Consider the following 23574-nt stretch of genomic DNA (forward strand, 5'->3'; position numbering starts at 1 on the left):
GTCCTGGGGTCGGGGTGGTGGGTGGCGCGGCATGCGGGTCAGGAACAGCGGTTGTTGGCCGGGGCGGGCAGCAACTGCTGTTCCAGGTCGGCGGGTTGGCCGGAGTAGTGCAGGGTGCGCAGGCCCAGCTCGGCGGCGGCCAGGCAGTTGTCTTCGCGGTCGTCGACGAAGAGCACGCGCCCGGGGTCGGTGACGCCGGTGGCGGCCAGGGCGTGTTCGTACGCGGCCGGGTCGGGTTTGCACAGGCCCAGGCGGGCGGAGTACAGGGCGTCGGTCATCAGCTCGCGCCGCCATTCGGTGGCGTCCAGGACGTTGCTGAGGTGGGCCGGGGCGTTGGAGAGCAGCACCATGGGCAGCCCTGCGGCGCGGGCGCGGTACAGGATGTCGAGGACGCGCGGGTCGGTGCGGGTCCACATGGCGGTGTCGGAGGCGCGGAGGGTGCGCAGCCACCGCGGGCCGGGGTGGTGGCCGAGCACCTTGGCCCAGTAGGCGAGATCGCTCAGTTCGCCTGCGTCGTAGGCGTTTCGGGGTGCCCAGAAGGCTTCTTGGAAGGAGGCGAGGTGTCGGTGGGGCCACTCAGCAAGGTCGGCGAGACGGGTCCACATGGCGTTGGTGGGTTGCAGTCCCAGAACGCCGTTGTAGTCGAGGATCAGGGCGTCCACGCCGGTCGGGGAGGCGGAGGTGCGGGTCAAGGGGTCGTTTTCTCCAGGGCTTTGGGGGCGAGGGTGGCGACGGCGGCTGCGAGGAGGGCGGGCAACAGCAGCGCGTGTGGCAGCGCGGTGACGGTGGCGAGGGCGCCGATGAGGGCTGGGCCGGCGAGCAGGCCGACGTAGCCGGTGACCGCGACGTTGGCGACCGCGCGGGGGCCGCCTGCGCCGGCGGCGGTGATCAGGCTGGGGATGGTGACGGACAGCCCCAGGCCGAAGGCCGTCCAGCCGAGCAGGGCGAAAGCGATGGTGGAGCCTGCCAGTCCGGTGGCGAGGCCGAGCGCGGCCAGGACCGCGCCGGTGCGCACGACGGCGGGAGCGCCGAAGCGGGCGGTGAGCCGGTCTCCGGCGAGGCGGCCTGCGGCCATGGCGGCGCTGTAGAGGCCGTACGCCGCGGCGCTGGTCGCGGCGGTCGCGCCGAGGTCGTGCAGGTGGACGGCGGTCCAGTCGGCAGCAGCTCCCTCGCCCAGCAGGGTTGCCGCCGCCAGCACGCCCAGCAGCCACAACCGGGGCCGGGACAACCCCACGCGTTCGGCCGAACCCTGTGCAGCAGGGTTGTGGACGGGCTCGAGTCCAGAGCTAGCGAGAGTCCGGGTCAGCGCCGTCGTGGCACCTGCCGCCACGGCGGCGCTGACGGCGACGCCAGTGAACAGAACGGTGTGCGCGGTGTGGGCGGTGGCCGCGGCCAGCGCGGCGCCGGTGAGGGCGCCGAAGCTGTAACTCGCGTGCAGCCGACCCATGATGGGGCGTCCGTGTGCGTCCTGGCAGCGGACCGCTGCGGCATTGGCTGCGACGTCGAGGACGCCGTGCGCGACGCCGAAGACGAACGCCGCCGCCAGGAGGCTCTCCAGACTGCGGCAGCCCCCGAGAACGGCGAGGCAGGCGGCGAGCGCGATGGCGCCGCCGGTCAGCAATGCAGGCAGGCGGGCCGGGTGGGCGAGGCGTCCGCTCGCCTGGAGCCCGGCGACCATGCCGAGGGCGGCGGCCAGCAGGACGAGGGCGAGCCCGCCGGTGCTCACCTCGGCTGTGTGCTGGACGGCGGGCATGCGGGCACCGAAGACGGCCATCACCACACCCAGTCCGGCGAAGTACCCGGTCAGCAGTCGGCGGCTGCGCGCCAGCTCGGGCGCCGCGATCAGGTTCACGCCGCGTGCTCCCTGGTGGTCAGGGCCGCCTGCGGGATGGGAGCAACCTGGACGTCGAGGTTGCGGTACGCCTGCTGGGCGCGGGCTTCGGCGACGGCACCGGTCGGGCCGGTGGCGATCAGGAAGCCGATGCGTGAGGTGTACAGGTCGCCGCCGTCCTGGGGCAGCACGAGCTGGTCTCCGGGCTGTCGCTGGAAACGCACGCGCTCCACTCCCCCGGTGGGGTCAGTGACGCGGCAGGCGATGAGGGTGCCGGAGTAGGCGGGGTAGATGATGCGGATCGCCGCGGCCTGGCTGCGGGTGGGCATCAGGTCCGGGGCACGGCCGCAGGCGATGTCGGCGGCGGCACGGGCGAGGTCGATGCCGGTGGCGAGGCTCACGAGGTGGCCGATCATGTCGCCGCCGATCCGGGCGTTGACCTCGATCAGCCGGGGCCGGCCGTCCACGAGGCGCATCTCGACGTGCTGCACGCCGTCGGTGATCCCCAGGGCCCTGACCGCAGCAGCAGCGACGGGGGCGACCTGGGCCAGGAGCGGGTCGGTGGCATCGACAGTGTGGCCCGTCTCGTCGAAGTACGGGGCGGGGCCCAGGTGCTTGCGGGTCACTGCGACCGCAGTGGTCTCGCCGTGGTGGGTGACGCACTCGACGGAGACTTCCGGCCCGTCGAGGTACTCCTCGACCAGGACGCCGGTGTCTTCGCGGCTGCGGATCGCGCCGGCCGAGGCGAAACCGAACGCAGCGGGCAGTTCTTCGGGACGGTCCACGCGGATCACGCCGATGCTGCCGGCCAGCGCGGCGGGCTTGATGACGGCCGGGTAGCCCAGGGTCATCGCCGCAGCGTGCGCCTCCAGCAGGGTCCGCGCCGTCATCGACGCGGCCGACGGCACCCCGTGGCGGGCGAACAGCGCACGGGCGGTGGCCTTGTTGCGGCAGCCGCGCATCACCTCGACGGAGGGCGAGGGCAGACCGAGCGCGCGGGCGAGGCGGGCGGTGGGGACGAGGTTCCACTCGTCCCAGGTGACCACGCCGGCGAGGTCGTGGCGCTCGGCCAAGGCCCAGCCAGCGGCAAGCAGTGCCGCGGGGTCGGTCAGGTCGACGACGGCGTGGTCGACGATGAACGGCTTCTCCCACGACGGCTCGGCGCCGGTGAGCAGGACGACGTCGTACGCGGCAGCCACCTGCTCAAGGCAGTAGCCGCGATAGGTCTCGTCGCCGGGGGAAACGAGGAGCACGAGGGGACGAGCGGACAAGAAGAGGTTCTCCGTATCGGTGGACGACAGGACGCGAGGAGAGAGGGGTGTCTCAGGCGGCACGGCGGCGGCGCAGCTCGAACACGCTCGCCCAGTGGGGGTGATCGTCGATCAGGCGGCGGGCGTAGAGGGCGGTGAAGTTGTTGTTCAGTCCGGCGACGCCGTACGGGAGTTGGCGGCGCAGGTCTTCGAAGAGGTCCTTCAAGCTGACCCGTGTGGCACCGGCGGCCAGGCGGCGGGCGGCCATGCGTTCCAGCGCGCGGTAGACGTGCGGGTTGTGCGCGTCGAAGGCGTGGAACTGTTCGGTGATGGTGCGACCGCTCGCGCGGTTCGTCCCGAGGACGGCGGTGGGCATGAGGTTCTCCACAGGCTGGGGAAAAGCGCGGCAGGGTCAGGTGCGCAGGGCGGGATCGGTGCGCAGGCGGGCGAAGGCGCAGAACAGGCCGAGGGCCTGCAGGGCGGCGCAGGCGGTGATGACGTGGCCCAGCGCGTCAGGCGGGGTGAGCGCGGTGAGTACGCCAGCGACGGGGAAGGGCAGCAGGAGGATGAGGATGGTCGCCGACAGGGTGCTGCCGAACTGCTCCGGTGGGATCAAGCGGGAGCGCAGGGTGCGCAGGACGACCGTCATGCCGCCGTCTGCCGCCATGAGGACCGCGACCAGGACCAGGTAGGACAGGTAGTCGGGGGCCTGAGCCGCGGCGAGACAGGCGAGCGAGGCGAGAGTCGCGCAGGCGGCCCCGACCGGCCACAGGCCCAGGCGGTCGAGCACGAACCGGCAGATGGTGACGGCCAAGAGGGTGACCGCTGCAGCGGCGGACCAGACCAGGCCGACGGCAGTGGTGGACTGCCCGAAGTGCTTGACGACGATCACCGGACCGGCCGCTTGGAAGAGCCCGGTGGCAAGGTTGGACAGGGTCAGCCCGGTCACGAGCCAGCCGAGCGCAGGCAGGGAGCGGATGGTGCGCCACCCGGTGAGGAGTCCGGCGCCGGTCTGCCCCTTCGGCGAACGGGCCGGGGCGACGGGCGAGGGGGGTGTGCGCAGGGCGAGCAGCGCGGCGAGAAGCGAGAGCACGGTGATCACCGCAAGCATCGGCGGCGGCCCGGCGAGCAGGAGTACCCCTGCGAGGGCCGGGCCGGCCAGGGTCGCGGTCTGGTCGATGCCGAGCAGGACGGCCTGGACGCGGTGGGCCCGCGCCCCCGCCCGGCGTCCTGCGACGGCGCCCGCGGTCTCGGCCGCGATGTAACTGAACTCGGTGAGCACGCCGGTCGTCGCCGCAAGCAGCATCACGGTGGCGCTCGCCACGGTGCCGGACGGGTGGAGGTGGAGCAGGACCGCGCCGGCGGCGAGGGCAAGCGCGCGGCCCAGGGAGGCGAGGTGGAAGACGACGGCCGCCCCGCGCCGGTCGACGATCGATCCGGCCCACCCGAACGCCGCCAGACGCGGAATCCACTCCAGAGCGAATGCGGCGCCCGTCAGTGCGGCGGAGCGCGTGGTGGCCAGGACCAGCAGCGGGATGCCGTAGGTGGACATCGCGAACGCGAGAGCGTCCGCCGTGCGCGGCAGGTAGATGCTGCGCATCAGCCCGGCGGTGTTGCCTGCATGCCGGGGTGTAACCGCTGCGCTCACGCGACCGGCTCGGGCTCGGGCACCCGGGTGACCTGGGGGTTGTCGGCCAGCCACTGGATCAGCAGAGCGCGGGGACGAGCAAGGTCCCCCTCGGCCTCGGCGCTGGGCAGGCGCCCGGCGGACGGCCGCGCGAAGCCGCCGGCGCGCTCAGTCGCGAGCGAGGGCGCCAGGAGGTCGAGGACGTGTCGGATGCGACCGCTGAACTCGCAGACCGGGGCCGGGTAGGCGTGGCGTCGGGCCCAGCGCGCAACCGCGTCGTACAGGTCGGCCAACTCCGAGCCGGACTCGGTGAGTTCCAGTCCGGCGCCGGGCACGACCCGGACGAGACCGTGGGCGCGGGCCGTCTCGGTCGCGCGGCGCAGTTGGTGTGAGGAGAGGTCGGGCAGGGTACCGGCCAGCCGCCGCGTCGGTATCGCCCCGTTGTCGTCGATCTCGGTGACCAGGCGGATCAAAAAACGCGACGCCAGCAGCTCGACAGCGTTACGTACTTCGGCAGGGGTGAAGAAGGTAGTCATCGGCGCGGACCTCCCGCCTGGATGGCCGCCTTCGGACGGGCGGTCGTGGCATGGGAGAAGAGATCGCGGTTGTGCCATGCCGGAGAGGACTCACCCGGCCGGGCCTGCGGGAGCGCTGCGGGGGCCGGCCGGGACTGGCTGCTGACCCACGCCCTCGGCGCGGGCTTCGCCTGCGGGTGCCCCCAGACCGGGTGCTGAGCCGCCTGGTTGAGGGGCTGCCCGGCGGACCACGCGGACAGGGCGCCCAGAACGGGGCCCAGGCCGTCGCCCGCCGCGGACAGCCGGTAGGGCATGCCGATGCCGTCGGTGTCGACCAGGCCGTCGGCGACGAGTTGCCGCAGCGGCGGGTACACGTTGGTCCAGTCGCTGCTGGGCATCACGATCCGGGCCAGGGCCCGCCCGCTGACCTCCTCGCGGGACTTCAGCACCCACAGGATGGCGGCGGCGTGCCGCCGGGTGAGCAGGGTGAGGCTGTCCTCGATCTGCTCGATCGCGGGCAGCGGGCGGTCCGCCTTCTCCAGATGCTCCTCGGCCCAGGTGACAATCACCGGCAGGACCGGCAGCAGGGCCACGCCACGCTCGGTGTGGCCGTAGGTCACATGCCGTGCGGTGTGTTCGGTGCGCTCGACAAGACCGGCGTCGCACAGTGACTTGAGCTTGGGGTGGAGCTGGCCGTTCTGCAGCCAGGACACCTTGGCCGCCAGCTCGCTGTAACGCAGCGGCGGGCCGGAGAGTGCCAGCAGGATCCTCACGTTCCAGCGCGGGGTGATCATGGCGAGGGCCTCGGTGACCCGGGCGATGTCGGCGTCGGTGTCAGGGGGCAGAGCGGTGATGGCCAAGGGAGGAACTCCTGGGTGAATGAAGGGGGATCGCCTGCGGTCAGCGGCTGTGCGCCGTGCTCTGAGCCGGAAGGGGCGGAGCCGGCAGCGGCGGCGAGGGAGCCGGCGGGGACGGCGCCGGGGCCGGGACGCGAGCCAGGCTCTGCAGAACGGCCAAGACCGACTTGGCCTGCACGTCGCGGACTGCGACGGCTTCGGCGAGCCGGCGTGAACCGTCGAGAAGGTGGGAGACCTCGTGCCGGCCGATCTGCCGCTCAGGGTGGATGAGCCGGGCGAGATGGTCGCGGTGGAAGTCGATGCTGCGCTCGGCGAGGGCGAGGTCGTCGTGCATGCCGAGCAGGGCGGAGAGCATGCCGGGCGGCTGGTCCTGGGCGTGGGCTTCGAGGTCGGCGAGCGGCGTGCCGTACAGGTCCTCGATCCGTCCGGCTATCTCGGTGGACGTGAGGTAAGGCAAGCGGGGGCTTTCACGGTTGGCGGGCCCGGGCCGCCCCGGCACGCTGAGGTGCCGGGGCGGCGGACGGGGGCAGGGTTGCGGTGGTCCTGAGCTGTGTCGTGCGGACGGGACGGGCCCGCTGTTCGGGCCGGGGCATGGTGCGCAGCAGCTCGCCGAGGGCGGCGCGGTAGCCGTCGCGGGCGTCGATCGCCGCCTCCAGCCACTGCGCGTCGAAGCGGAGCTTGTCCGCCGACAGCTCGCCCATGTCGCGGTCCGGATCCATGTCCGCGTGCACGCGGTCGCGGACGCGGGCGACCTGCTCCTCGGTCAGAGCCAGGAAGGAGCGCAGCTCCAGGGCACGGGCGAGGGCGGGCGAGGCGTCGGGTCCGGCAGCCACCTCGTGCAGCTCGGGGACCGGGTTCCCGAAGACCTTCTGCAGATCGGTGTCCATGGTGCTGGTCTTGACCCGGCTCATCGGACGTGCCTTCCCGCCTGCCATGCCGACGCCGGCACGGGTGTACCCGCGGGTCGGTGGGGCGCGCTGGTCTGCACCGCCGGACTGGATCGGGGGCGAAGGCGGGCGAGCCGTTCGGCAGCGAGGTCCTTCTTGCCCGGAGCGTCCGGGTCGAGGAGCCACCGCACGACCAGGGCCCTGCCGTCGCGTGCGGTGACTGCCGCGTTCACGCGGTGGGCAAGCCGCATCGTCGGGTCGTCGACCTCGCTGGGCTGGGTTTCCAGCGCGGCGAGGAGGTCGTCCTCCGCGCGGTCGAGCACCAACTGGGCCTCGACGAAAAGGCCGTGCCACTTGACGATATCGGTGGCGTCAGGATTCGCGGTCGGCGCGGCGGCGACCGCGGCCTTCAACTGGTCAATGTCCATGGCGAAGCGAGCTTCGATCCGTTCGGTGAGCACGCCCACGACATCCTCGGCGTCATCGGATATGCCGTCGGACAAAGGGAAAACTCCTGTTCTGGAAAGGCCGATTCCTGGGGGGTGATGTGAAGGGCGGCCGTATCCGGCGGCTCAGCCGCCTATGGGCACCTGCTGAATTCCTGTCAGTCCAGGCACATACGGGTGTCGCGGTAGACGTAGGTGCCGGAGACCCAGCCCTTGACGCCCGTGGTCCTGTCGGTGATGTAGAGCCAGTTGCCGCTCTTCTTGTGCACGGTGAACTTGTGGCTCTTGTAGAGCACTCCGACCGCGGTGGACTTGGTGGTGGCCTTGGAGCGGATGGTCACAGCGGATGCGTGGACCTTGTACGGCAGCGGCGGGAGGTCCGGGCAGGGGGTAACCACCGAGGCGGCAGCGGCGGGTGCCGCGCTCGCAGCCGTAGTGGACAGGATCGGGAGTGCGAGCGCGAGTGCGAGCGCGAGTGCGCCGAGCATCGCCGCGGATACGGCAATTCGGGTGGAGCGCATGCGGAAGAAACCTCCGTGAAGGCATAGGGATTGCGCGAATGGGCGCCGCGTGGTTGTCCCGGCGGCTGTATAAGAGTCCGGAGAATCGCCGGTTTGGCTAACCGGCGATCGTCGGCTATGTTGCGCCGCGCCCGGTCGGCTCGGGCGTTTAGCGCGAGCGGCCGGACGGGCGCGGAGCAGGAGCCTTCGGCATGGCGGCCGGGCGGGTGGCTGCCGCTGCCGGGCGGACCGGCGGCAGGGGGCCGGCCTCGCCGGTGAGCCGGTCCTCGCACCACTGCAGGGCCTCGCCAACCGTGGCGAAGCCACCCTCGCGCAGGGTGTGGGTCCAGGCGTCGGTGTCGACCTCCTCGACCACGACGCGGAACGGGGAGAGGGCTCGCTCGTCCAGGGCGCGCAGGGCCACGACGGTGACCATGTCGTCCGGGTCGTCGCTGGTGTAGGAGTAGCCCATGGCGTAGTGGTCGCCGTCGCCCGCCAGCCGTCGCTCCAGCGCACGCGTCGCCTCGTCGGCCGGCGGTGGCCCCAGCTCGGGGTTGAGGCCGATGGCGTCGGGCGGGCAGCCGCGGTAGATGAGCCAGGACTGCGCCATCGCGGGCAGCGGCAGCTGGGCCTGCTCGAAGTCGAACGTCTCCTTCTCCCGTTCCCGCTTCAGGTGCACGGCGACGTACTGCGGCATGCCTGGGTGCCCATAGGTAGCGGTGCGGTCGAACAGGACGTAGTAGCTGTGCGCGCCGCCTGGGGTGTGGTGTTCGGCGAGGGGGACGAGCATGTCCTCGCGGACGGCGACCTGACGGTAGAAGTCGAGGGACATCTCCTCGTCGGCGTCGAAGTCGTCCAGCTCGAAGTCGACTTGGGGAATGGACGTCCGAGCCGACGCCGGTTCGGTGGGAGACAACAAGGGCCTTTCGGTGGAGTTCAGCGCCGCTGTGCCGGGGTGGACGCCCGCGTGCCGGGTCGGGCCGGGAGCTTCGGCGCCTGGGTCGTGGGGGTCCGTCGGGCGGCGAACAGCGCGGCGCGTCCGGCGTCGGTGAGTGCAACGGGCTGGCCGGCGTGGACGGGGTGGCCGGTGTCCCGGACGACCAGGCCGGCGTTCTCCAGCCGCTGCAGCTTGGCGTGCGGGATGCGGGTCCCGGCGGCGGCGGTGACGGACATCCGGCCGGTCAGCAGGTGTTCGTAGAGCTTGGCGCCGCCGGCGATGGCGAGCAGCGCCGCCTGATCATCCGTCGTGAGCGGCTTCGCGCCGGGCCTCGAGGCCGCCGCGGCGGCCTCGATGGGCTCCAGGGCGGCGAGCACTTTCCGGGCAGCGGCGTCCCGTGCGTCGGCGGCCTCCTTCAGCTGGTCCACGGTGCGGTCGATGCGCGTGAACAGGGCGTCATCGACGTCGAACTTGCCGTTGGACAGGCGGTTGAGGAGGCGGAGGTAGAAGGTGACGCCTGTGTGGGTCTTGGCCAACTCGCGGTGCTGGTCGACCAGGTGGGCGTGTGGCTCGTCGAGGACGCCGCGGTCGCGGTAGGCCCACAGGGTGTCGATGGTGTGGCCGGTGACGGCTTCGATGCGGGGGTCGAGCGGGGAGACCGCACGCCGGGGTGGTGTCGGCGCGGGTTCAGGGGGCATAGGCGACGCTCCGTGCGTTCAGCGGGTGTGATGGTGCGCGGGGTTCTGGGCGGGACGGGGCAGGCCCGGCGGTGCGGTGGGCGGCGGACCGGGCCGGGGCGCGGGAGTGCGGGTGGTCAGCTGCGGGGAACGGGAGCGGGCTGCGTGGGTGCGGGCGCTCAGCGGCCGGCGGGGCATCCCTAGGCGGCGGCCGACCTCGTCGTAGACGTCGTTGCCCGCACGCGGCCGGACCGCGACGACGTGAATCTCCTTGGGATGCGCGGACTCCGCGGGCGCCGGGCGGACACCGTAGACGAGGCGCCAGTCCTTGCGGGAGTCCACGAACAGCTTGCGATAGCCCTCCAGGTCACCGTCGAGGCGCAGCCCGAAGCGCTGCGCGTTCACGACTTCCTGCAGGTAGGCGAGGGTGAGGTCGCGGATATCGCTGGGTGCCTGGAGGAGGTCGGTCAGCGCGCGGGGGTCGAAGCTCAGTCCGAAGGCGGGCTGTCCCGCTCCCGTGGTCATGACGTCGGCTCGTCCGGCTCGGCGCTCCCGGCGGCCTCCGCCACGGACGCCGTCTCCGTGCGTACGGACGGCGGTGGGCCGGGCAGAAGACGGTGCGCGGGCCGGTCGGGAGAGGTCATACAGGCCGACAGCGGCCCGCCCGGTGCGCGGATTGCCGCAACGGCGTGGGTGAGGAAGTCCCGGTGCCACACGAACAGGCCGCTCAATCCGGCTTCGGGGTCCTTGTGCTGCTGGTACGCGAGCCACAGGGTGTGCAGCCAGGCCACGACATCGTCGTGCTCCTGCCACTGCAGGCACCAGGGCGCCGCGGTGGTGACCTCCGACCCGTACACCGGGAGGAAGAAGTCGTCGACCCAGTCCGACAGAGCGTCGAGTTCGTCCTCCCTCTCCTCCCCGTCGAGTTCCAGGATCGGGCGGGGTTCCGGCGGAGCGGCGGCAGGCGGTCCGCCGAGCCCCGGCATGCCGAATGCGGCGAACGGCGATCCGCTCGGTGCCGGTGCGGACGTGAGGTGGTCGAGTTGCTGCGCCTGTTGCGCCGACTGCTCCATGAGCCGTCGGACGCTCGCCTCGATTCCCTCCAGCTGCGGATCTGGTACGCGAACCGGGTCCAACTCCCCATCGTCAGAAGGTTTTGTGGATTCGGGCATGAAAAAGTTCGGCCTCCTACGAGACGCGGAATGAGAGAAAGACGGAAGCGGCGACGCGCGGGCCGGGTAGCGAGATAAAAGTCCGCTCCGCCGGATTGCCGCCTAGGGCGTCGATGGCCTTAACGTGGAGCGCGCTCGCGTCAAGCGGTGAGAATCACGTCGTCTTGCGTGAGGGTCTCGCGGATTGTTTCGGTGAGCCGGTCGGCCGCAATCGACGCGTAGTGCTCGGTCTTCTCCACGCCGATGAAGTCCCGGCCTTCCAGCAGGGCGGCGACGCCCGTGGAGCCGGAGCCGGCGCAGAAGTCGAGCACCGTGCCGCCCTCAGGGCTGATCTTGACCAGCTCGCGCATGACCTCGACGGGCTTCTGCGTGATGTGCTGGCGCTTCGCCCCCGAGGGCTGCGACGCCGAGTACATGCCCGGCAGATAGACCGGGTTCCGGGAGCCGTCGATCGCTCCCTTGCTGGCCCAGACGATGAATTCACAGTTTTGCGTGAACCGGCCCTTCTGGGGCCTGGACTGCGGCTTGTGCCAGGCCAGCACTCCACGCCACAGCCAGCCGGCCGCCTGGATCGCGTCCGTCGTGACGGGAAGCTGGCGCCAGTCGGTGAACAGCAGCGCCGTGCCGCCGGTGCGGGTGAGGCGGTGGGCTTCGGTCATGATCTGCGTCAGCCAGAACCCGTACGACCTCTGGTCCATGTTCTCGCCGGTGAAGTCCGGCAGGGTGTGCTGGGCGTCGGCGGAGGTGTATTTCTGCTTCGCGGAGCGGGTGGTGCGCTCCTTCGCGGTCCTACCCCCGCTGTTGTACGGAGGATCGGTGATGACGGAGTCGACGCAGTCGTCCGGAAGGCCGGCGAGGACGCTGAGGGCGTCGCCCTGGTGCAGGGAAAAAGGCAAAGAAGAACCCCTATTCGGGTGCGGAAGCGCGGAGGAAAACTCACCGCCTCGCACAGAAGTCCTCGCGGGCCGGAAGTGGGCATGCAGAAGCCAAGGGCCGCAGACCGAGGAAGGCGAGGGGGGAGCCAAAAAACTGTAGAGGCGAAAACGCCGACGACCAAGAAGTGCGTTGCCGAGGTGCCGGTTTCCGGCACCTCACGCCGACTTTTTGGTCAACCGCCGATCCGCGCCTACTGTTTTTGAACTGCCCGGCGCACACTGCCGCTGGCTTACTCCCCTGCCACACCTGACGGAGATACCCCCTGCCCCGGCACACGTAGCTCACGGCCCGGCCACACGGAGCGAGCGGCAACTCGATCCGCACCGGCCCGCCTCCGATCGCCCACCCCGGCCGCCGCGCCCTTCCACCACGTCCCGCGCACGCGGCACGCCGGACACCGCACCCCCAAGGACACGTTGATGACGTCTCGCTACCCACCCATGCCCGAAAACGCTGACCGGCGAGCTGTTCGCTCGGATTGAAGGGGCTCGCCGCCGGCATCGGCGTCGTCTTCCTCTCCCCGATCCTGATCGCCGGTACCGGCATGATGCTGGCCTCCTCGGCCGACGCCGTGCAGAGCAGCGGCTCCTTCAGCAGCTGCCTGAGCGGCATCGACAGCGACAAGGTCGCCGAGCAGGTCACCAAGATCCTCGACGGCGCCTCCGGCAAGGACGTTCACGTCGAGGGCCTGGACCTGCCCGCCGAGCAGGTCCCCAACGCGGCGACGATCGTGGCCGCCGGCCTCTCCCTCGACGTCCCCAAGAAGGGACAGATCATCGCGCTCGCCACGGCGATGCAGGAGAGCCGACTGCGCAACCTGAACTACGGCGACCGCGACTCCCTCGGCCTCTTCCAGCAGCGCCCCTCCCAGGGCTGGGGCAACGCCGAGCGGATCCGCGACCCCACCTACGCGAGCGAGCAGTTCTACAAGCACTTGCTCAAGGTGAGCGGGTGGCAGCAGATGACCGTCACCCAGGCCGCCCAAGCCGTGCAGAAGTCCGGCCTGCCAAACGCCTACGCGCAGTGGGAGAACCTGGCCACCGCGCTGCAGGGCGCCATCGCCAAGACCTTCCCCGGCAGCGGTGACGCGGACGGCACTGACACGGACCAGGACAAGCAGTCGGCCACGACCGGCTGCGCGCCGGGCCAGGACGGTTCCGGGTTCGGCCGCATTCCCGAGGGGAGCGTCCCGAAGAGTTACTCGATCCCCAAGGACGCGGATCCGAAGGCGCGCAAGGCCATCGCCTGGGCGATGCAGCAGCTCGGGACGCTCTACCAGTGGGGCGGATCCTGCACAAACTCGCACGGTCCCGACCCCATGGGCCGCTGCGACTGCAGCTCTCTGATGCAGCAGGCGTACGCGCACGCCGGCGTCACGCTCACTCGCACCACGTACACGCAGGTGGGCGAGGGCAAGGCGGTCTCGCCCGTCCACCTCAAGCCCGGTGACCTGATCTTCAGCCGCGGCAGCGCCGCACGGCCCGAGCACGTCGGCATGTACATGGGCGAGGGCCTCGTCATCGAGGCGCCGCGCACCACCAAGCCGGTCCGGATCACCCCGATCAAGGACTGGACGATTCTCGCCGCCCGCCGCGTCCTCTGACACCGGCCGTGGCGCGACCGCCCCAACACCCCATCTCTGACCGAGATCCCCCGACAGACGGAGCATCCTTGATAACCCGCCACCGCGCCCTCGCGGCAGCCTCTCTGAGCCTGGCCGTCGCCGTCGGCGGCCTGGTCACCGCCACCACGGCACAGGCGTACGACACCGGTAAGACCACCATCAGCTGCAATGCGGTCAAGATCCGCAAGGCCCCGTCGAAGACGTCCACGGTGGTGGGCATCGGCTACCGCCGCGACAAGGTCGTCTACGACCAGTGGGCGTACCGGAAGGTCGAGAAGACCTGGTACACCCACGGCACCGTCACCCGGAGGTCCGACGGCAAGCGGATTCGCGGCTACATGATCTACGACTGCGCGAATCCCTACCAGACCAACCCCGCGCCGAAGCCGTCAATCCCAAAGTAGTGCACCACGGCAGCCGGCTCGAAGCCTGAGCCGGCTCGCCGTCGACAGCAGCACCGGCCCACTCCGCTCCTCGTCCCCCGCCCCGGTGCCAGAGCGGCTGCGTCCACGTGCACGCCACGCCGCCCTAGCGGGCGCCGACCGGGCCAGCCGTTTCCTGCACGGCGTTTGCCCTCCCTCTCTGCGAGGCGCTGCCTCGTTCCTCTCCTTCCTTCCGTGATTCCCGCGCGCCGGATTTCGGCGTGCCCAAGGAGCTTTCTTGCACCTGTTCGAAACCGTGCAGTACCTGGCCTACGATCCTGGCATCACGCCGTCGGGCGGTGGATTGCCCGGCCTGAGCGTGCTGAAGAACGTCGTCAACTCGATCAACTTGTTCGGCATCATCGCCGTAGTGGGCGCCCTTGCTGTGTCGCTCGGTGTGTGGGCCTGGGGCCATCACACCGGTGGGCACCAGGCCGAGGCCAACGGGAAGAAGGGCGCGGTCGTGGCCGCGGGCGCCGCCCTGGGCCTGGGCGCCGCGAACGGAATTGTCGCGTTCTTCTCGACTCTCGGGTCGCAGGTGCACTGATGCAGAAGCGATTCCTCTCCCCCTCTCTGTTTTCGTATGGCATGGGCTGGTCGGCCAACCGGCGCATCGCGATTGCCGCCACCGCCGTCGCAGTTCTGCTTGCCATCGCCGGGATCGTCGCCCTGCTCACCGGCAGCGGGAACGGCCACCAGGCCCCGGACACCGCCGCGCCCGCCCCGACTGGCAGCCCGTCCTCCACCGAAGCCACCCCGAAACCTTCCTCCGGATCCGGATCGGTGCCCAAGCCTGCGCAGATCGCCGAGCCGGTCGCCTACGCCAAGGCCGCGGCCCAGATGCTGTGGTCCTACGACACCCGCGACACCAGCCGCGACCAGCAACTCGCGGGCATGCGGGCCTGGATGACAACGGAGCCCAAGTACGCCGACTGGGCCTCGGTCTCCGGCCAGGTTCCCGATCCGGTGCTCTGGTCACGGATGGCCGACCAGGACCAGCACGCCACCGCCCACGTCACCGAGGGCCACTACCCCTCCGCCTTCAAGCAGGCGCTGGCCGACGACCCGTCCGCGATCACCGAGGCGTACATCTACGTCGTCACCGTCAACGGCAAGCAGCAGATCGCCTGGAAGAAGGGCGGCGGCGGAGCCGAGGAGCGCGCCGTGACCCTCGCCGTGCAGTGCCGCCCCAACCACGACTGCACCCTGGCCGCCATCGCCCCGAGCGTCACGCAGTGACCCGCGACTGACACACGAAAGGAGGAGTAACTCCCCGTGGGTTTCTGTGACTTCCCCCTGGCAGACAAGCTGTGCTCCGTCGGTGACGCGGTCGACTTCGCCTCGGACCCCGGCAAGGCCATCGGCGACTGGATGGCAAAGTCCGCCGGTGAACTGGCAGCCGCCGCAGCCGACCTGGCCGCCGAGGCGGTCAACACCACCACTAAGGTCGACCTGAACGCCGCATGGTTCCGCGACAACTACGAGATGCTGCTTCCGCTGGGCCTGGTCCTGCTGGTCGCGACGTTCTGCGCGCAGCTGGTCAGGGCCGCCGTCAAACGCGACGGACAAGCCCTCACACAGGCATTCACCGGCACCATGTCGGGCGTCCTGTTCGCGTTCTGCGCCATCGCCCTGACCACGGTTGCCGTCGAGGTGGTCGACGCCGTCTCCGACGGCCTGTTCAAAGCCGCGAAGCTGGACATCGCGTCGGCGGTGCGCCGCATCGTCAAGGTGAACCAGATCGCCGGCCTGTCCGGACTGGGCTGGCTCGTCGCGGTCGTCGCCGGCCTCGGCGCCGCCATCGGCGCCTTCCTCTACTGGTGCGTGATGATGGTCCGCAAGGTCGGCATCCTCGTCATGGTCACCCTGGCGATCTTCGCCTCCGCCGGCGGCGGCTGGGAGGTCGCCAGGCGCTGGCGCAAGGGCTGGATCGAAGCCACAGCCACCCTCGTCGTCTCCAAGCTCTTGATGACCGTGATCTTCGTACTCGGCATCGCCGCCATGGGCAAGACCGAGGCCAAGGACGGCATCGCCGCTCTGGCCGACGTCATGTCCGGCATCGTGATCATGATCCTGGTGCTGCTGTGCCCGTACGCCGTCTTCAAGTTCGTGCACTGGGCGGCCGACGGCACCGACGGCGAGTCCATCCACCGGGCCGGTGGCGCTGGAGCCCAGATCGCCAGGGCCCACGCCGAGAAGGCCGCCCGCAAAGCCGCCGCCGCTGCGGCCACCGCCGGAACCGGTGGCGCTGCCGCCGGAGCAGGCGCCGCACCGCAGGGGCCCGACGCCGCTGGCGGAGCCGGTTTCCCCGGCGACGTCGCCGCCAACCCGACCGGTGGCGGCGGAGAGGGCAAGGAAGGTTCGCAGTACGGCGGCACGGGCGGCTCGCCCGGTGGCGATGCCATCAAGTCCGGTCTGGAGAAGGCCGTCCAGCCCGCACCGACGAGCGTGTCCGACGACACCAGCGGCCAGGTGGGCGGCAGCCCGGGGCCGAGCGGATCCGGCGCGAACGCCGCATCCGGCCAGGGCGGCGGATGGCAGTCCACGGCGCCGACGACGACCCCGCCGCCGCAGGGCGCACCCCCGTCCCCCGGCTCACAGAACGCCACGTCCAGCGGGGCGAGCGGACCGCCGCCGCCTCCGGCCGGCCTCTGATCCCCTGCCCGACTCCCGGGGGCGGGACGTGCACACCACCTCCCGCCCCCGGGTTCCACCCGCGCCACCAGGACCCGCCCCTTTGACTGATCTCTCCGTCGCCCCGGTCACGGTGAAGTTCCCGCACCGGTCCCGCCGCGGCATCCTCCTCGGCCTCTCTCTGCCCCAACTCGTCCTCGTTTCGTGCACGTTGGCGCTGCTGCTGATGACGGTGATCTCCACCGGACTGCTCGGCACCGTCGCCCTGGCCCCGCTGTGGGCCACGTCCGGTGCACTCGTCGCAATCCGGCGGCACGGCCGCTCCCTGATCGACTGGGCGCCGATCGTCGCCCGCTACGCACACCGCCGCCGCAGTGGCCAGACCCTCTGGCTCGCCCGGCCCGTCACCCGGCCCCGACAGGACGGCATCCTCCACCTGCCCGGCACCGCCGCCTCCCTCAAGGTGGTCACCCCCGGCGACTCCGCCAACCAGGCTGCGGCCGTGCACGACCCGCACCAGCAGACCCTGACCGCCATCGCCCGCGTCAGCAGCCGTGCCTTCGCGCTCCTCGACCCCACGACCCAGAACCACAACGTCGGCAGCTGGGGACGCGCGCTCGCCGGCATCGCCCGCACCGGACACATCGCCACCGTCCAGGTGCTGGAACGCACCGTCCCCGACAGCGGCGACACCCTCACCCGCCACTGGACCCAGAACGGGCAGCCCCACACCCCCGTCGCCGGACAGATCTACTCCGAACTGGTCGCCTCAGCCGGCCCCGCCGCCGCCCCGCACGAGACCTACCTCGCCATCTCCCTCGACCTCAAAGCCGCCCGGCGCCTGATCAACCAGGCCGGCGGAGGGCTGCCGGGTGCCTTCACCGTCATGCAGCAGACCACCGCGTCCATCGCCCAGGCCGCCCGCAACGCCGGACTCCAGGTCACCGGATGGCTGACCTCGCGAGAGATCGCCGCCGTCATCCGCACCGCCTACGACCCGAAGGCGCTCGCCGCACTGCAGCAGTGGTCCGAGACCGGCCGCGCCGAAGCCGACCCCGCAGCCGCCGGGCCCGTCGTCCAGTTCGAGGAATACGACCGCCTCGCCACCGACTCCGCACGGCACGCAACGTACTGGGTGGAGAACTGGCCGCGCACCGAGATGGGGGCCGGGTTCCTGCACGGGATCATGTTCACGGCCGGCGTGCGCCGCAGCCTCTCCCTCATATACGTGCCGCAGGGGCTTGAGTCCGCGCTGCGGGACGTCCAGCGGAAGAAGGCGGCGATCATCGCCGACGCCAACGAACGCGCCCGCCGCGGGCAGGTCGACAGTGAGGAAGACTCCGTCGAGTACGCCGACGTCAAAATGCGAGAACGGCAGCTCATCGCCGGACACGCGGACGTCGCCCTCACCGGCCTGGTCACCGTCACCGCCGAAACCGACGCCCTCCTGGACGCCGCCTGCGCACAGATCGAGACCCACGCCGTCACCTCGGGCGTCGACCTCCGCAGGCTCAACTACCAGCAGCCGGACGCCTTCGCCCTCACCGCACTCCCGCTCGCCCGCACCGCCCTGTGAGCCGGCCCCACCCCCGCCGGCCAGCACCCTGGCCCGCTGCTCTTCGATCACCCGCGACGGACCACCCGTCACCGCCCCTGCCTCCCGGCAGGAAGGACCACCACCTTTGACCTCTCGCACACCACCGGACGACGCGCACCCCTACCTCCGCGCCGCGAGCGCCGGAGTCCGCCACCACACCCGCGCATGGACGCCGTCGGACGCGAACCCGCTCCGGCCAGCGGACCGCCTGCACCTCGATGCGCTCCACGCCCACCTCACCGCCCTGCACCAACTCCTGGACCACCTCGCCGAAAACACCCGGACACCGCACCCCACCGCCGGCCGCCACCTCGCCACCGCGCGCACCCGCCTCTGGCAGGCCACCAGCGAGGTCCACTCCGCCTTCCACCTGCTGCCCAGCAACACAGCAGCACCAGCCGAGGCGAGCACGTGCCATCCCGAACGCCTGCCCGAGGGACCGCCCGTACTGACGATCTGCCAGCGCCACCTCGCCGCCGGACACAGCATCCGCCGCAAGACCACCCCCACCGACCTCCGCCCGCACACCACGGCCTGCGTGCGATGAGCACCACCCGCCGAAACGAGGGCCACCGATGAGCCACCGGCCCTCCCGCCGCGCCCGCCGCGCCTCCGCCAGCCCACTCTTCACCCCTCACGGCACCGACCGCGCCAGCCGCAAGACCGCCCGGCGCCAGCTCGCCGAGGCCACCGCCAAGGCCCGCGCGGAAGCCAGCGCCCACCAGAGGGAGAGCACATCCGCCGAGCACGAGAAACCCATCGCGCTCTACCCACCGAGCGGACGCCCCGGGCCCGCCTGCGCACGCGGAAACCGGCTGAAGCTGCCTGCGCACCGCATGACGACGGCTGTGGCCGCCGGCGCGTATCCGTTCCTGGCCGAGGGCGGACTCGGCGCCGAGGGCATCTACATCGGGCGCGACGTCCACGCGGAAGCAAGCTTCGTCTTCGATCCGTTCGCGCTGTACGGCCGCGTCGAGGGATTCACCAACCCGAACCTCCTGCTCGCCGGGGTGATCGGCCAGGGCAAGAGCGCGCTCGCCAAGAGCTTCGCGCTGCGTTCGGTCGCCTTCGGATACCGCGTCTACGTGCCGTGCGACCCGAAAGGCGAATGGACGCCGGTGGCGCAAGCCCTCGGCGGCCGGTCCGTCGCTCTCGGCCCCGGCCTGCCCGGGCGGCTGAACCCTCTGGACGCGGCACCGCGCCCAAAGAGCGTTGCGGAGGGCGACTGGGTCGGCGAGATCCGCAAACGGCGCCTACTCCTGCTCGGCTCGCTGGCCCGGACGGTCCTGGGCCGGGACCTGATGCCCATGGAGCACACCGCCCTGGACGTCGCCCTGGACGCCGTCGTCACCCGCGCCGCCACCACCGGCCGCACCCCGCTCCTCGGCGACGTCGCCGCCACCCTCAACAACCCCACTGCGCTCGACGAAGCCGCCGGGATGATGTCGGGCCAACTCGGCGACGCCGCCCGCGACCTGGCCCACGCCATGCGCCGCCTCGTCCACGGTGACCTGGCCGGCATGTTCGACGCCCCCTCCACCGTGAGCTTCGACCCGACCGCACCGATGCTCACCATCGACCTGTCCCGCCTGGGCGGATCCGGCGACGACACCGCCCTCGTCCTGGCGATGACCTGCGCGAGCGCCTGGATGGAATCCGCCCTCTCCGATCCGTCCGGCGGCCGGCGCTGGATCGTGTACGACGAGGCGTGGCGGTTGATGAGACACGTCGGTCTGCTCCAGCGCATGCAGGCCCAGTGGAAGCTCTCCCGCGGCCTCGGCATCGCGAACCTCATGGTGATCCACCGGCTGTCCGACCTGCTCACCGCCGGCGACGCCGGATCACAGGGGCGCGCCCTGGCCGAGGGACTCCTCGCGGACTGCTCCACCCGCATCATCTACCGCCAGGAGACCGACCAACTCCACGCCGCGGCCTCGCTGCTCGGCCTGACCTCCGTCGAAATGGACGCCATCGCCCACCTCAACCGAGGCCGTGGCCTGTGGAAAGTCGCCGGACGATCTTTCATCGTGCAGCACCTCCTGCACAGCCACGAGCTGGCGCTCTTCGACACCGACGCTCGCATGCACTGAAACGCAAAAGGCTCATGAAACCCGATATCCAGCGCGAACTGATACCGCGCGACGACACCCTCCACCTTATCGGCGCACTCAACGCGATGAAGGCCAAATTCTCCGACAGCGCCCAGAATTGGGACCTGCTGGACGAGAGCGGTCACGTGCCGGCCGAGCCCTCCTACACCGAGCTGCTCCAGCACGCCACCGGTGCGCAGGACCTCTCCCGCGAGGTCCTCCAGCTCACTGCCGAGTTCGCCGCGAGCCCTCACAGCACGAACCGCGCAGGCCGCGCCACCCTGGCCCACCTCGCGACGGCGGGCACCCTGTCGGCCCACGCGACATCGCACTTCGCGGAGACTGCAGAGACTGCCCTCGGTCTGCCGCGCCCCTCCAGTCCAACCGACCCGTACTACGTCAAGAACCGCATGGTCATCGACCACGCAACGGCCCGCGCCTACCTGCGGCGCACCTCGCAGGCCCTCCGCGACGCGGCCAAGGAACTCGACGACCACCTCGACTTCCACCGCTTCTTCCGCGCGCCCTCCCACCGCGAGGGCCCCGTGCCACCGCCGCCCGAACAGAGCGGTCGCCACCGCTAACCCGGGCCGCTCCCGTCTCTTCACAAGGAGTCCCCTGAACCGCCCCGCCCACTTCAGCGACGCCGACTGGGCCGAGTACCAGCAGTGCCAGGCCGAGCACGACGACCTCATGGCGCAGATCGCCGACCGCGAAGCCCAGATGGAACACGGCCTGATCGCCACGTACGACGAGTACGAACTCGATTTCAGTCCGGTGCCGAAGCCGGAAGCCACCCCCGCTCGCCGGACGCCTCCGCCGCACCGCACGCCGACCTCCCGCAGGAGGAGCCGTGGCCGCTGACGGCACGAGTACCCCAGACGCCCGCCGCGCGGCTCCGCTCGCGCCGCTCCCCGACCATCGCAACGTGGACACCCCGTGGTGGCAGGAGCTGTGGCGCCGCCACGTGCACATCACCACACCGCTGCGAGAGCGCGGGCTGGAGTGCGACATCGAGTTCGGCCTCAGCGCCTACATCGTGCGCGTGTCGCTCCCCGACGACAGTTACCTGATCATCAGCCCGCCGCAGGAACCCCCCTCCGAGCGCCCGCCGGGCGACCCTGAGGGCTGGATCGCAACCCGCGAGCACCCCGACGACCAGGAGCTGTTCGAGGTCGTCTACGACTCGGCTCCCTCCGACGACCCCGGTGGCCCCCAGCGGCCCGAAGTCCGCCACGGCGGCAACGCCCAGCCCCTCATCGAGGCGATCGACCATCGCCTCGCCCAGCTCGGGCTGCTGCCACATCCCCCCTCGCCCACCACAGACCCCCACGTGCTCCCGGCTACGCCGGCGCTCCACGGGCCGGAGGCCCCGGACGTCCCCGGCACAACAGACCGCGCACCTGTCTACATCTACGGCGACGCGATGCTCGCTCTGACCGACCGGCTCAACGGAGCCGAGTCACACGCGGACGCCGCTGCCCTGCTGCACCAGATTCTGGATCCGGTCAACGGCCTGCTCGAACGGCTCGGCGAGTTCTTCGAAGCAGCCGGGGAGAAGGCCAAGGAAGCCGAGGAGGACGACGGCTTCGACCTGTCCTACGACCTCGCCGACGCCGCCGCCGAGATCCGCAACCTCGCAGAGGTGCTGCACATGGCCGAGGACCGGATGCGGGCACTGACCCCGCTCGTGCCGGCGCCGCGGCTCCCCTCCACCCCGTCCCTTCCACCGCGAGCCCTCCCGTCGACGTCACCGAAGACCGCACCAACGACCAGGCGTACGCGCTGATCCACTCCCTCCCGCAGATCCTTGGAGCCCCCATCCGCACCGCTCGCCGTACCCTGCCGCTGTTCGTCGGCGCCGCCTGCCTCGCCCTGGCCCTCACCGGCTGCGCTGACGAAGACGGCACCGCCCATGCCCGGCAGACCTCCAGTGCCAGCACCACCCCGAAGCCCGCACCGGCTCTCACCGCCGGCCTGGCCCGCGACGTCATCGCCCACTACTCGAAGATCAACAACGAGGCCAACGCCGACCGGAACCGCGCCCTGCTCGACACGGTCGAGGACGGACCGCTGTACGCGATGTCCGTCTCGGACTACATCGAGACCGAAGGACTCCCCACGGCGGACCGCAAGCCGTACAAACCGTGGTCCTACGACTCCGCGAACGCCAAGCTGTACATCCCGCGCCTGGCCGCCGGACAGGACCGCTGGTTCGCCGCCGCGCTCTCGGACCAGAAGGGCAAGGCCCCCTCCCGTCTGGGGGTGTTCACCGAACGGCCCCAGCACAAGCGCTGGGAGCTGGTGTTCGTCGTCGACCTCGACGGCAAGAAACTGCCCGACATCGCCCTCGATCAGGACGGGTACGCGAGTGCCGTCGCCGCAGACGGCAACAAGCAACTGGCGGCCGGCGCCGGCCTGCTGCGCGCCGCCGTGCTCGACAACTTCGCCACCGGAGGCTCGAACACCGGGACGAAGGTCTTCGCGCCGACCAAGGCGAGCAAGCAGCAGATCGAGGTCCACGACAAGACCGGCACCCGCTTCGGGAACCAGGGCACCACCGTCTTCGCCGGCGCCGCCAACCGCTACAAGGACGCCTACGCCCTCAAGACCACTGACGGCGGTGCGCTGATCTTCTTCTCTCACACGCACACCCAGACCGATGCCGTCGCGCACTCCGGCCTGCAGATCAACCCCGGCAAGGACGACCGGGCCTGGCTCCACGACGTGCCCCGCACCTCCATCACGTACACGTTCGTGTGTAACGACGCCGCCACCGTCCCCGCAAAGCCCGAACCATCCCGCCTGATCAGCTACACCTGCGCTCGCACCGACGCCTCCGGCCCCCCGGTCACCTCGTGGTCGGACCGCGCGTAGACACGTCCCCTCCCACGCGGGCCGCCCAGCACCTTGATGGCCGACGAACGTCCCCAACCCCACTGCTCGAACCGGAGAATTCCCTGTCCACACGTTCCTTCATCGCCCGCCCCACCGACGGAACGGGGTACAGCGGCATCTACGTCCAGCTCGACGGCCTGCCCAGCCACCACCTGCCTCTGCTCCTAGCCGCCTATCAGTACAAGTTCGGGCGGAACGGGGAGGCCATGTCCCGGCACCTCATCGACGACGTCGCCGTCGGCTGGGAGGAGCTGGGCACCGATCTCCTCGACGATGCTCCGCCCGCGCTCGTGGCCGCGCTGACCGGCGGCGAGCAGTGGCCCAGCCGCACCCTCGACCACCTGATCACCCCGGACGGCTCCCCGCCGGTGCGCATGTCGGTCACTGCCGAGACCGCCGACGCGCAGGACATGCAGTGGGGGTACATCCTGCACAAGGAGGGCATCGAGGTGATCAGCCTCCTCCATGAGGACATCGGACCGGTCGTGGACTGGGCCGTCGACCCGCGCACCGCCTTCAACGACCACCCGGTGGCCTGGTCTTCCCTCGGCCCCGTACCGGTTCTCCGGGCATCGCGCAGCGCACCGCCGCCGAACGCTCCCGCCGCAGTTCTGGCGCAGGCCCACGCCCCTCGCCCCGCCACGCGCCGCTAGTCGCCCTCGTCGCCCTCGTCG

Annotated in this window: 29 protein-coding genes; 13 read left to right on the plus strand and 16 right to left on the minus strand. The window is 71.0% G+C overall.

The window, feature by feature from the left end; genetic code table 11:
• Positions 1 to 38 precede the first annotated feature (38 nt).
• The 16 genes from ABZT12_RS28530 to ABZT12_RS28605 all read right to left on the minus strand — a co-directional run bounded on the left by ABZT12_RS28530 (position 39) and on the right by ABZT12_RS28605 (position 11595).
• Positions 39 to 692 (minus strand): HAD family phosphatase, encoded by a 654-nt coding sequence (locus ABZT12_RS28530; protein WP_356389798.1) that lies wholly within the window; start codon positions 690 to 692, stop codon positions 39 to 41.
• Positions 689 to 1852, minus strand: coding sequence for an MFS transporter (locus ABZT12_RS28535; protein ID WP_356389800.1), 1164 nt, complete (start codon positions 1850 to 1852; stop codon positions 689 to 691). Before ABZT12_RS28535 ends, ABZT12_RS28530 begins: the two co-directional genes overlap by 4 nt.
• On the minus strand, positions 1849 to 3102 hold the full coding sequence (locus ABZT12_RS28540) for an ATP-grasp domain-containing protein (RefSeq protein ID WP_356389802.1): 1254 nt from the start codon (positions 3100 to 3102) through the stop codon (positions 1849 to 1851). The genes ABZT12_RS28535 and ABZT12_RS28540 overlap by 4 nt, the downstream gene beginning before the upstream one ends.
• 52 nt (positions 3103 to 3154) lie before the next feature.
• Complete coding sequence (locus ABZT12_RS28545) at positions 3155 to 3457, minus strand: hypothetical protein (RefSeq protein WP_037723534.1); 303 nt, start codon at positions 3455 to 3457, stop codon at positions 3155 to 3157.
• 36 nt (positions 3458 to 3493) lie between these two features.
• Positions 3494 to 4729 (minus strand): MFS transporter, encoded by a 1236-nt coding sequence (locus ABZT12_RS28550; RefSeq protein ID WP_356389804.1) that lies wholly within the window; start codon positions 4727 to 4729, stop codon positions 3494 to 3496.
• Complete coding sequence (locus ABZT12_RS28555; protein ID WP_356389806.1) at positions 4726 to 5244, minus strand: regulator; 519 nt, start codon at positions 5242 to 5244, stop codon at positions 4726 to 4728. Before ABZT12_RS28555 ends, ABZT12_RS28550 begins: the two co-directional genes overlap by 4 nt.
• Positions 5241 to 6083 (minus strand): winged helix-turn-helix transcriptional regulator, encoded by an 843-nt coding sequence (locus ABZT12_RS28560; protein ID WP_356389808.1) that lies wholly within the window; start codon positions 6081 to 6083, stop codon positions 5241 to 5243. The genes ABZT12_RS28555 and ABZT12_RS28560 overlap by 4 nt, the downstream gene beginning before the upstream one ends.
• 40 nt (positions 6084 to 6123) lie before the next feature.
• Positions 6124 to 6537 (minus strand): hypothetical protein, encoded by a 414-nt coding sequence (locus ABZT12_RS28565; protein WP_356389810.1) that lies wholly within the window; start codon positions 6535 to 6537, stop codon positions 6124 to 6126.
• Positions 6538 to 6547: 10 nt separating this feature from the next.
• The gene (locus ABZT12_RS28570; protein ID WP_356389812.1) at positions 6548 to 6991 is read right to left on the minus strand and encodes a hypothetical protein; all 444 of its coding nucleotides are present in this window, start codon (positions 6989 to 6991) and stop codon (positions 6548 to 6550) included.
• A complete protein-coding gene (locus ABZT12_RS28575; RefSeq protein ID WP_356389814.1) occupies positions 6988 to 7470 on the minus strand; it encodes a hypothetical protein in 483 nt (160 codons plus the stop codon). The genes ABZT12_RS28570 and ABZT12_RS28575 overlap by 4 nt, the downstream gene beginning before the upstream one ends.
• 101 nt (positions 7471 to 7571) lie before the next feature.
• Positions 7572 to 7934 carry an SH3 domain-containing protein gene (locus ABZT12_RS28580; protein ID WP_356389816.1) on the minus strand — a complete coding sequence of 121 codons (363 nt, stop codon included), beginning with the start codon at positions 7932 to 7934 and terminating at the stop codon, positions 7572 to 7574.
• Between the two features lie 148 nt (positions 7935 to 8082).
• The gene (locus ABZT12_RS28585) at positions 8083 to 8832 is read right to left on the minus strand and encodes a hypothetical protein (protein ID WP_356389818.1); all 750 of its coding nucleotides are present in this window, start codon (positions 8830 to 8832) and stop codon (positions 8083 to 8085) included.
• 17 nt (positions 8833 to 8849) lie between these two features.
• Positions 8850 to 9548, minus strand: coding sequence for a hypothetical protein (locus ABZT12_RS28590; RefSeq protein WP_356389820.1), 699 nt, complete (start codon positions 9546 to 9548; stop codon positions 8850 to 8852).
• Between the two features lie 18 nt (positions 9549 to 9566).
• Complete coding sequence (locus ABZT12_RS28595; RefSeq protein WP_356389822.1) at positions 9567 to 10052, minus strand: hypothetical protein; 486 nt, start codon at positions 10050 to 10052, stop codon at positions 9567 to 9569.
• Positions 10049 to 10600 carry a DUF4913 domain-containing protein gene (locus tag ABZT12_RS28600; RefSeq protein ID WP_356389928.1) on the minus strand — a complete coding sequence of 184 codons (552 nt, stop codon included), beginning with the start codon at positions 10598 to 10600 and terminating at the stop codon, positions 10049 to 10051. Before ABZT12_RS28600 ends, ABZT12_RS28595 begins: the two co-directional genes overlap by 4 nt.
• A 239-nt stretch (positions 10601 to 10839) precedes the next feature.
• On the minus strand, positions 10840 to 11595 hold the full coding sequence (locus ABZT12_RS28605; protein WP_356389824.1) for a site-specific DNA-methyltransferase: 756 nt from the start codon (positions 11593 to 11595) through the stop codon (positions 10840 to 10842).
• A gap of 518 nt (positions 11596 to 12113) precedes the next feature.
• Here ABZT12_RS28605 and ABZT12_RS28610 point away from each other — a divergent pair.
• The 13 genes from ABZT12_RS28610 to ABZT12_RS28670 all read left to right on the plus strand — a co-directional run bounded on the left by ABZT12_RS28610 (position 12114) and on the right by ABZT12_RS28670 (position 23553).
• On the plus strand, positions 12114 to 13238 hold the full coding sequence (locus tag ABZT12_RS28610) for a C40 family peptidase (protein WP_356389826.1): 1125 nt from the start codon (positions 12114 to 12116) through the stop codon (positions 13236 to 13238).
• A 68-nt stretch (positions 13239 to 13306) separates the two neighbouring features.
• A complete protein-coding gene (locus ABZT12_RS28615) occupies positions 13307 to 13663 on the plus strand; it encodes a hypothetical protein (protein WP_356389828.1) in 357 nt (118 codons plus the stop codon).
• A gap of 256 nt (positions 13664 to 13919) precedes the next feature.
• Entirely contained in the window at positions 13920 to 14228 is a 309-nt protein-coding gene (locus ABZT12_RS28620) for a DUF6112 family protein (RefSeq protein WP_356389830.1), read from the plus strand.
• The gene (locus tag ABZT12_RS28625) at positions 14228 to 14920 is read left to right on the plus strand and encodes a hypothetical protein (RefSeq protein WP_356389832.1); all 693 of its coding nucleotides are present in this window, start codon (positions 14228 to 14230) and stop codon (positions 14918 to 14920) included. The genes ABZT12_RS28620 and ABZT12_RS28625 overlap by 1 nt, the downstream gene beginning before the upstream one ends.
• 36 nt (positions 14921 to 14956) lie before the next feature.
• Positions 14957 to 16336: an ATP-binding protein gene (locus ABZT12_RS28630; protein ID WP_356389834.1), complete on the plus strand. Its 1380-nt coding sequence runs from the start codon at positions 14957 to 14959 to the stop codon at positions 16334 to 16336.
• Between the two features lie 82 nt (positions 16337 to 16418).
• Positions 16419 to 17891, plus strand: a complete 1473-nt coding sequence (locus ABZT12_RS28635; protein WP_356389836.1) for an SCO6880 family protein — start codon at positions 16419 to 16421, stop codon at positions 17889 to 17891.
• A 106-nt stretch (positions 17892 to 17997) separates the two neighbouring features.
• The gene (locus ABZT12_RS28640; RefSeq protein WP_356389838.1) at positions 17998 to 18459 is read left to right on the plus strand and encodes a DUF6238 family protein; all 462 of its coding nucleotides are present in this window, start codon (positions 17998 to 18000) and stop codon (positions 18457 to 18459) included.
• Positions 18460 to 18487: 28 nt separating this feature from the next.
• Positions 18488 to 20002 carry an ATP-binding protein gene (locus ABZT12_RS28645; RefSeq protein WP_356389840.1) on the plus strand — a complete coding sequence of 505 codons (1515 nt, stop codon included), beginning with the start codon at positions 18488 to 18490 and terminating at the stop codon, positions 20000 to 20002.
• Positions 20003 to 20016: 14 nt separating this feature from the next.
• A complete protein-coding gene (locus ABZT12_RS28650) occupies positions 20017 to 20586 on the plus strand; it encodes a hypothetical protein (RefSeq protein WP_356389842.1) in 570 nt (189 codons plus the stop codon).
• A gap of 109 nt (positions 20587 to 20695) precedes the next feature.
• Entirely contained in the window at positions 20696 to 20866 is a 171-nt protein-coding gene (locus tag ABZT12_RS28655; RefSeq protein WP_356389844.1) for a hypothetical protein, read from the plus strand.
• Entirely contained in the window at positions 20856 to 21791 is a 936-nt protein-coding gene (locus ABZT12_RS28660) for a hypothetical protein (protein ID WP_356389845.1), read from the plus strand. The genes ABZT12_RS28655 and ABZT12_RS28660 overlap by 11 nt, the downstream gene beginning before the upstream one ends.
• Before the next feature lie 293 nt (positions 21792 to 22084).
• Complete coding sequence (locus ABZT12_RS28665) at positions 22085 to 22879, plus strand: hypothetical protein (RefSeq protein ID WP_356389847.1); 795 nt, start codon at positions 22085 to 22087, stop codon at positions 22877 to 22879.
• 158 nt (positions 22880 to 23037) lie between these two features.
• Positions 23038 to 23553, plus strand: coding sequence for a hypothetical protein (locus tag ABZT12_RS28670; protein WP_356389930.1), 516 nt, complete (start codon positions 23038 to 23040; stop codon positions 23551 to 23553).
• Positions 23554 to 23574 lie beyond the last annotated feature (21 nt).

This window comes from Streptomyces sp. NPDC005423, from assembly GCF_040606415.1.
In the GTDB taxonomy this organism is placed as follows: Bacteria; Actinomycetota; Actinomycetes; order Streptomycetales; family Streptomycetaceae; genus Streptomyces.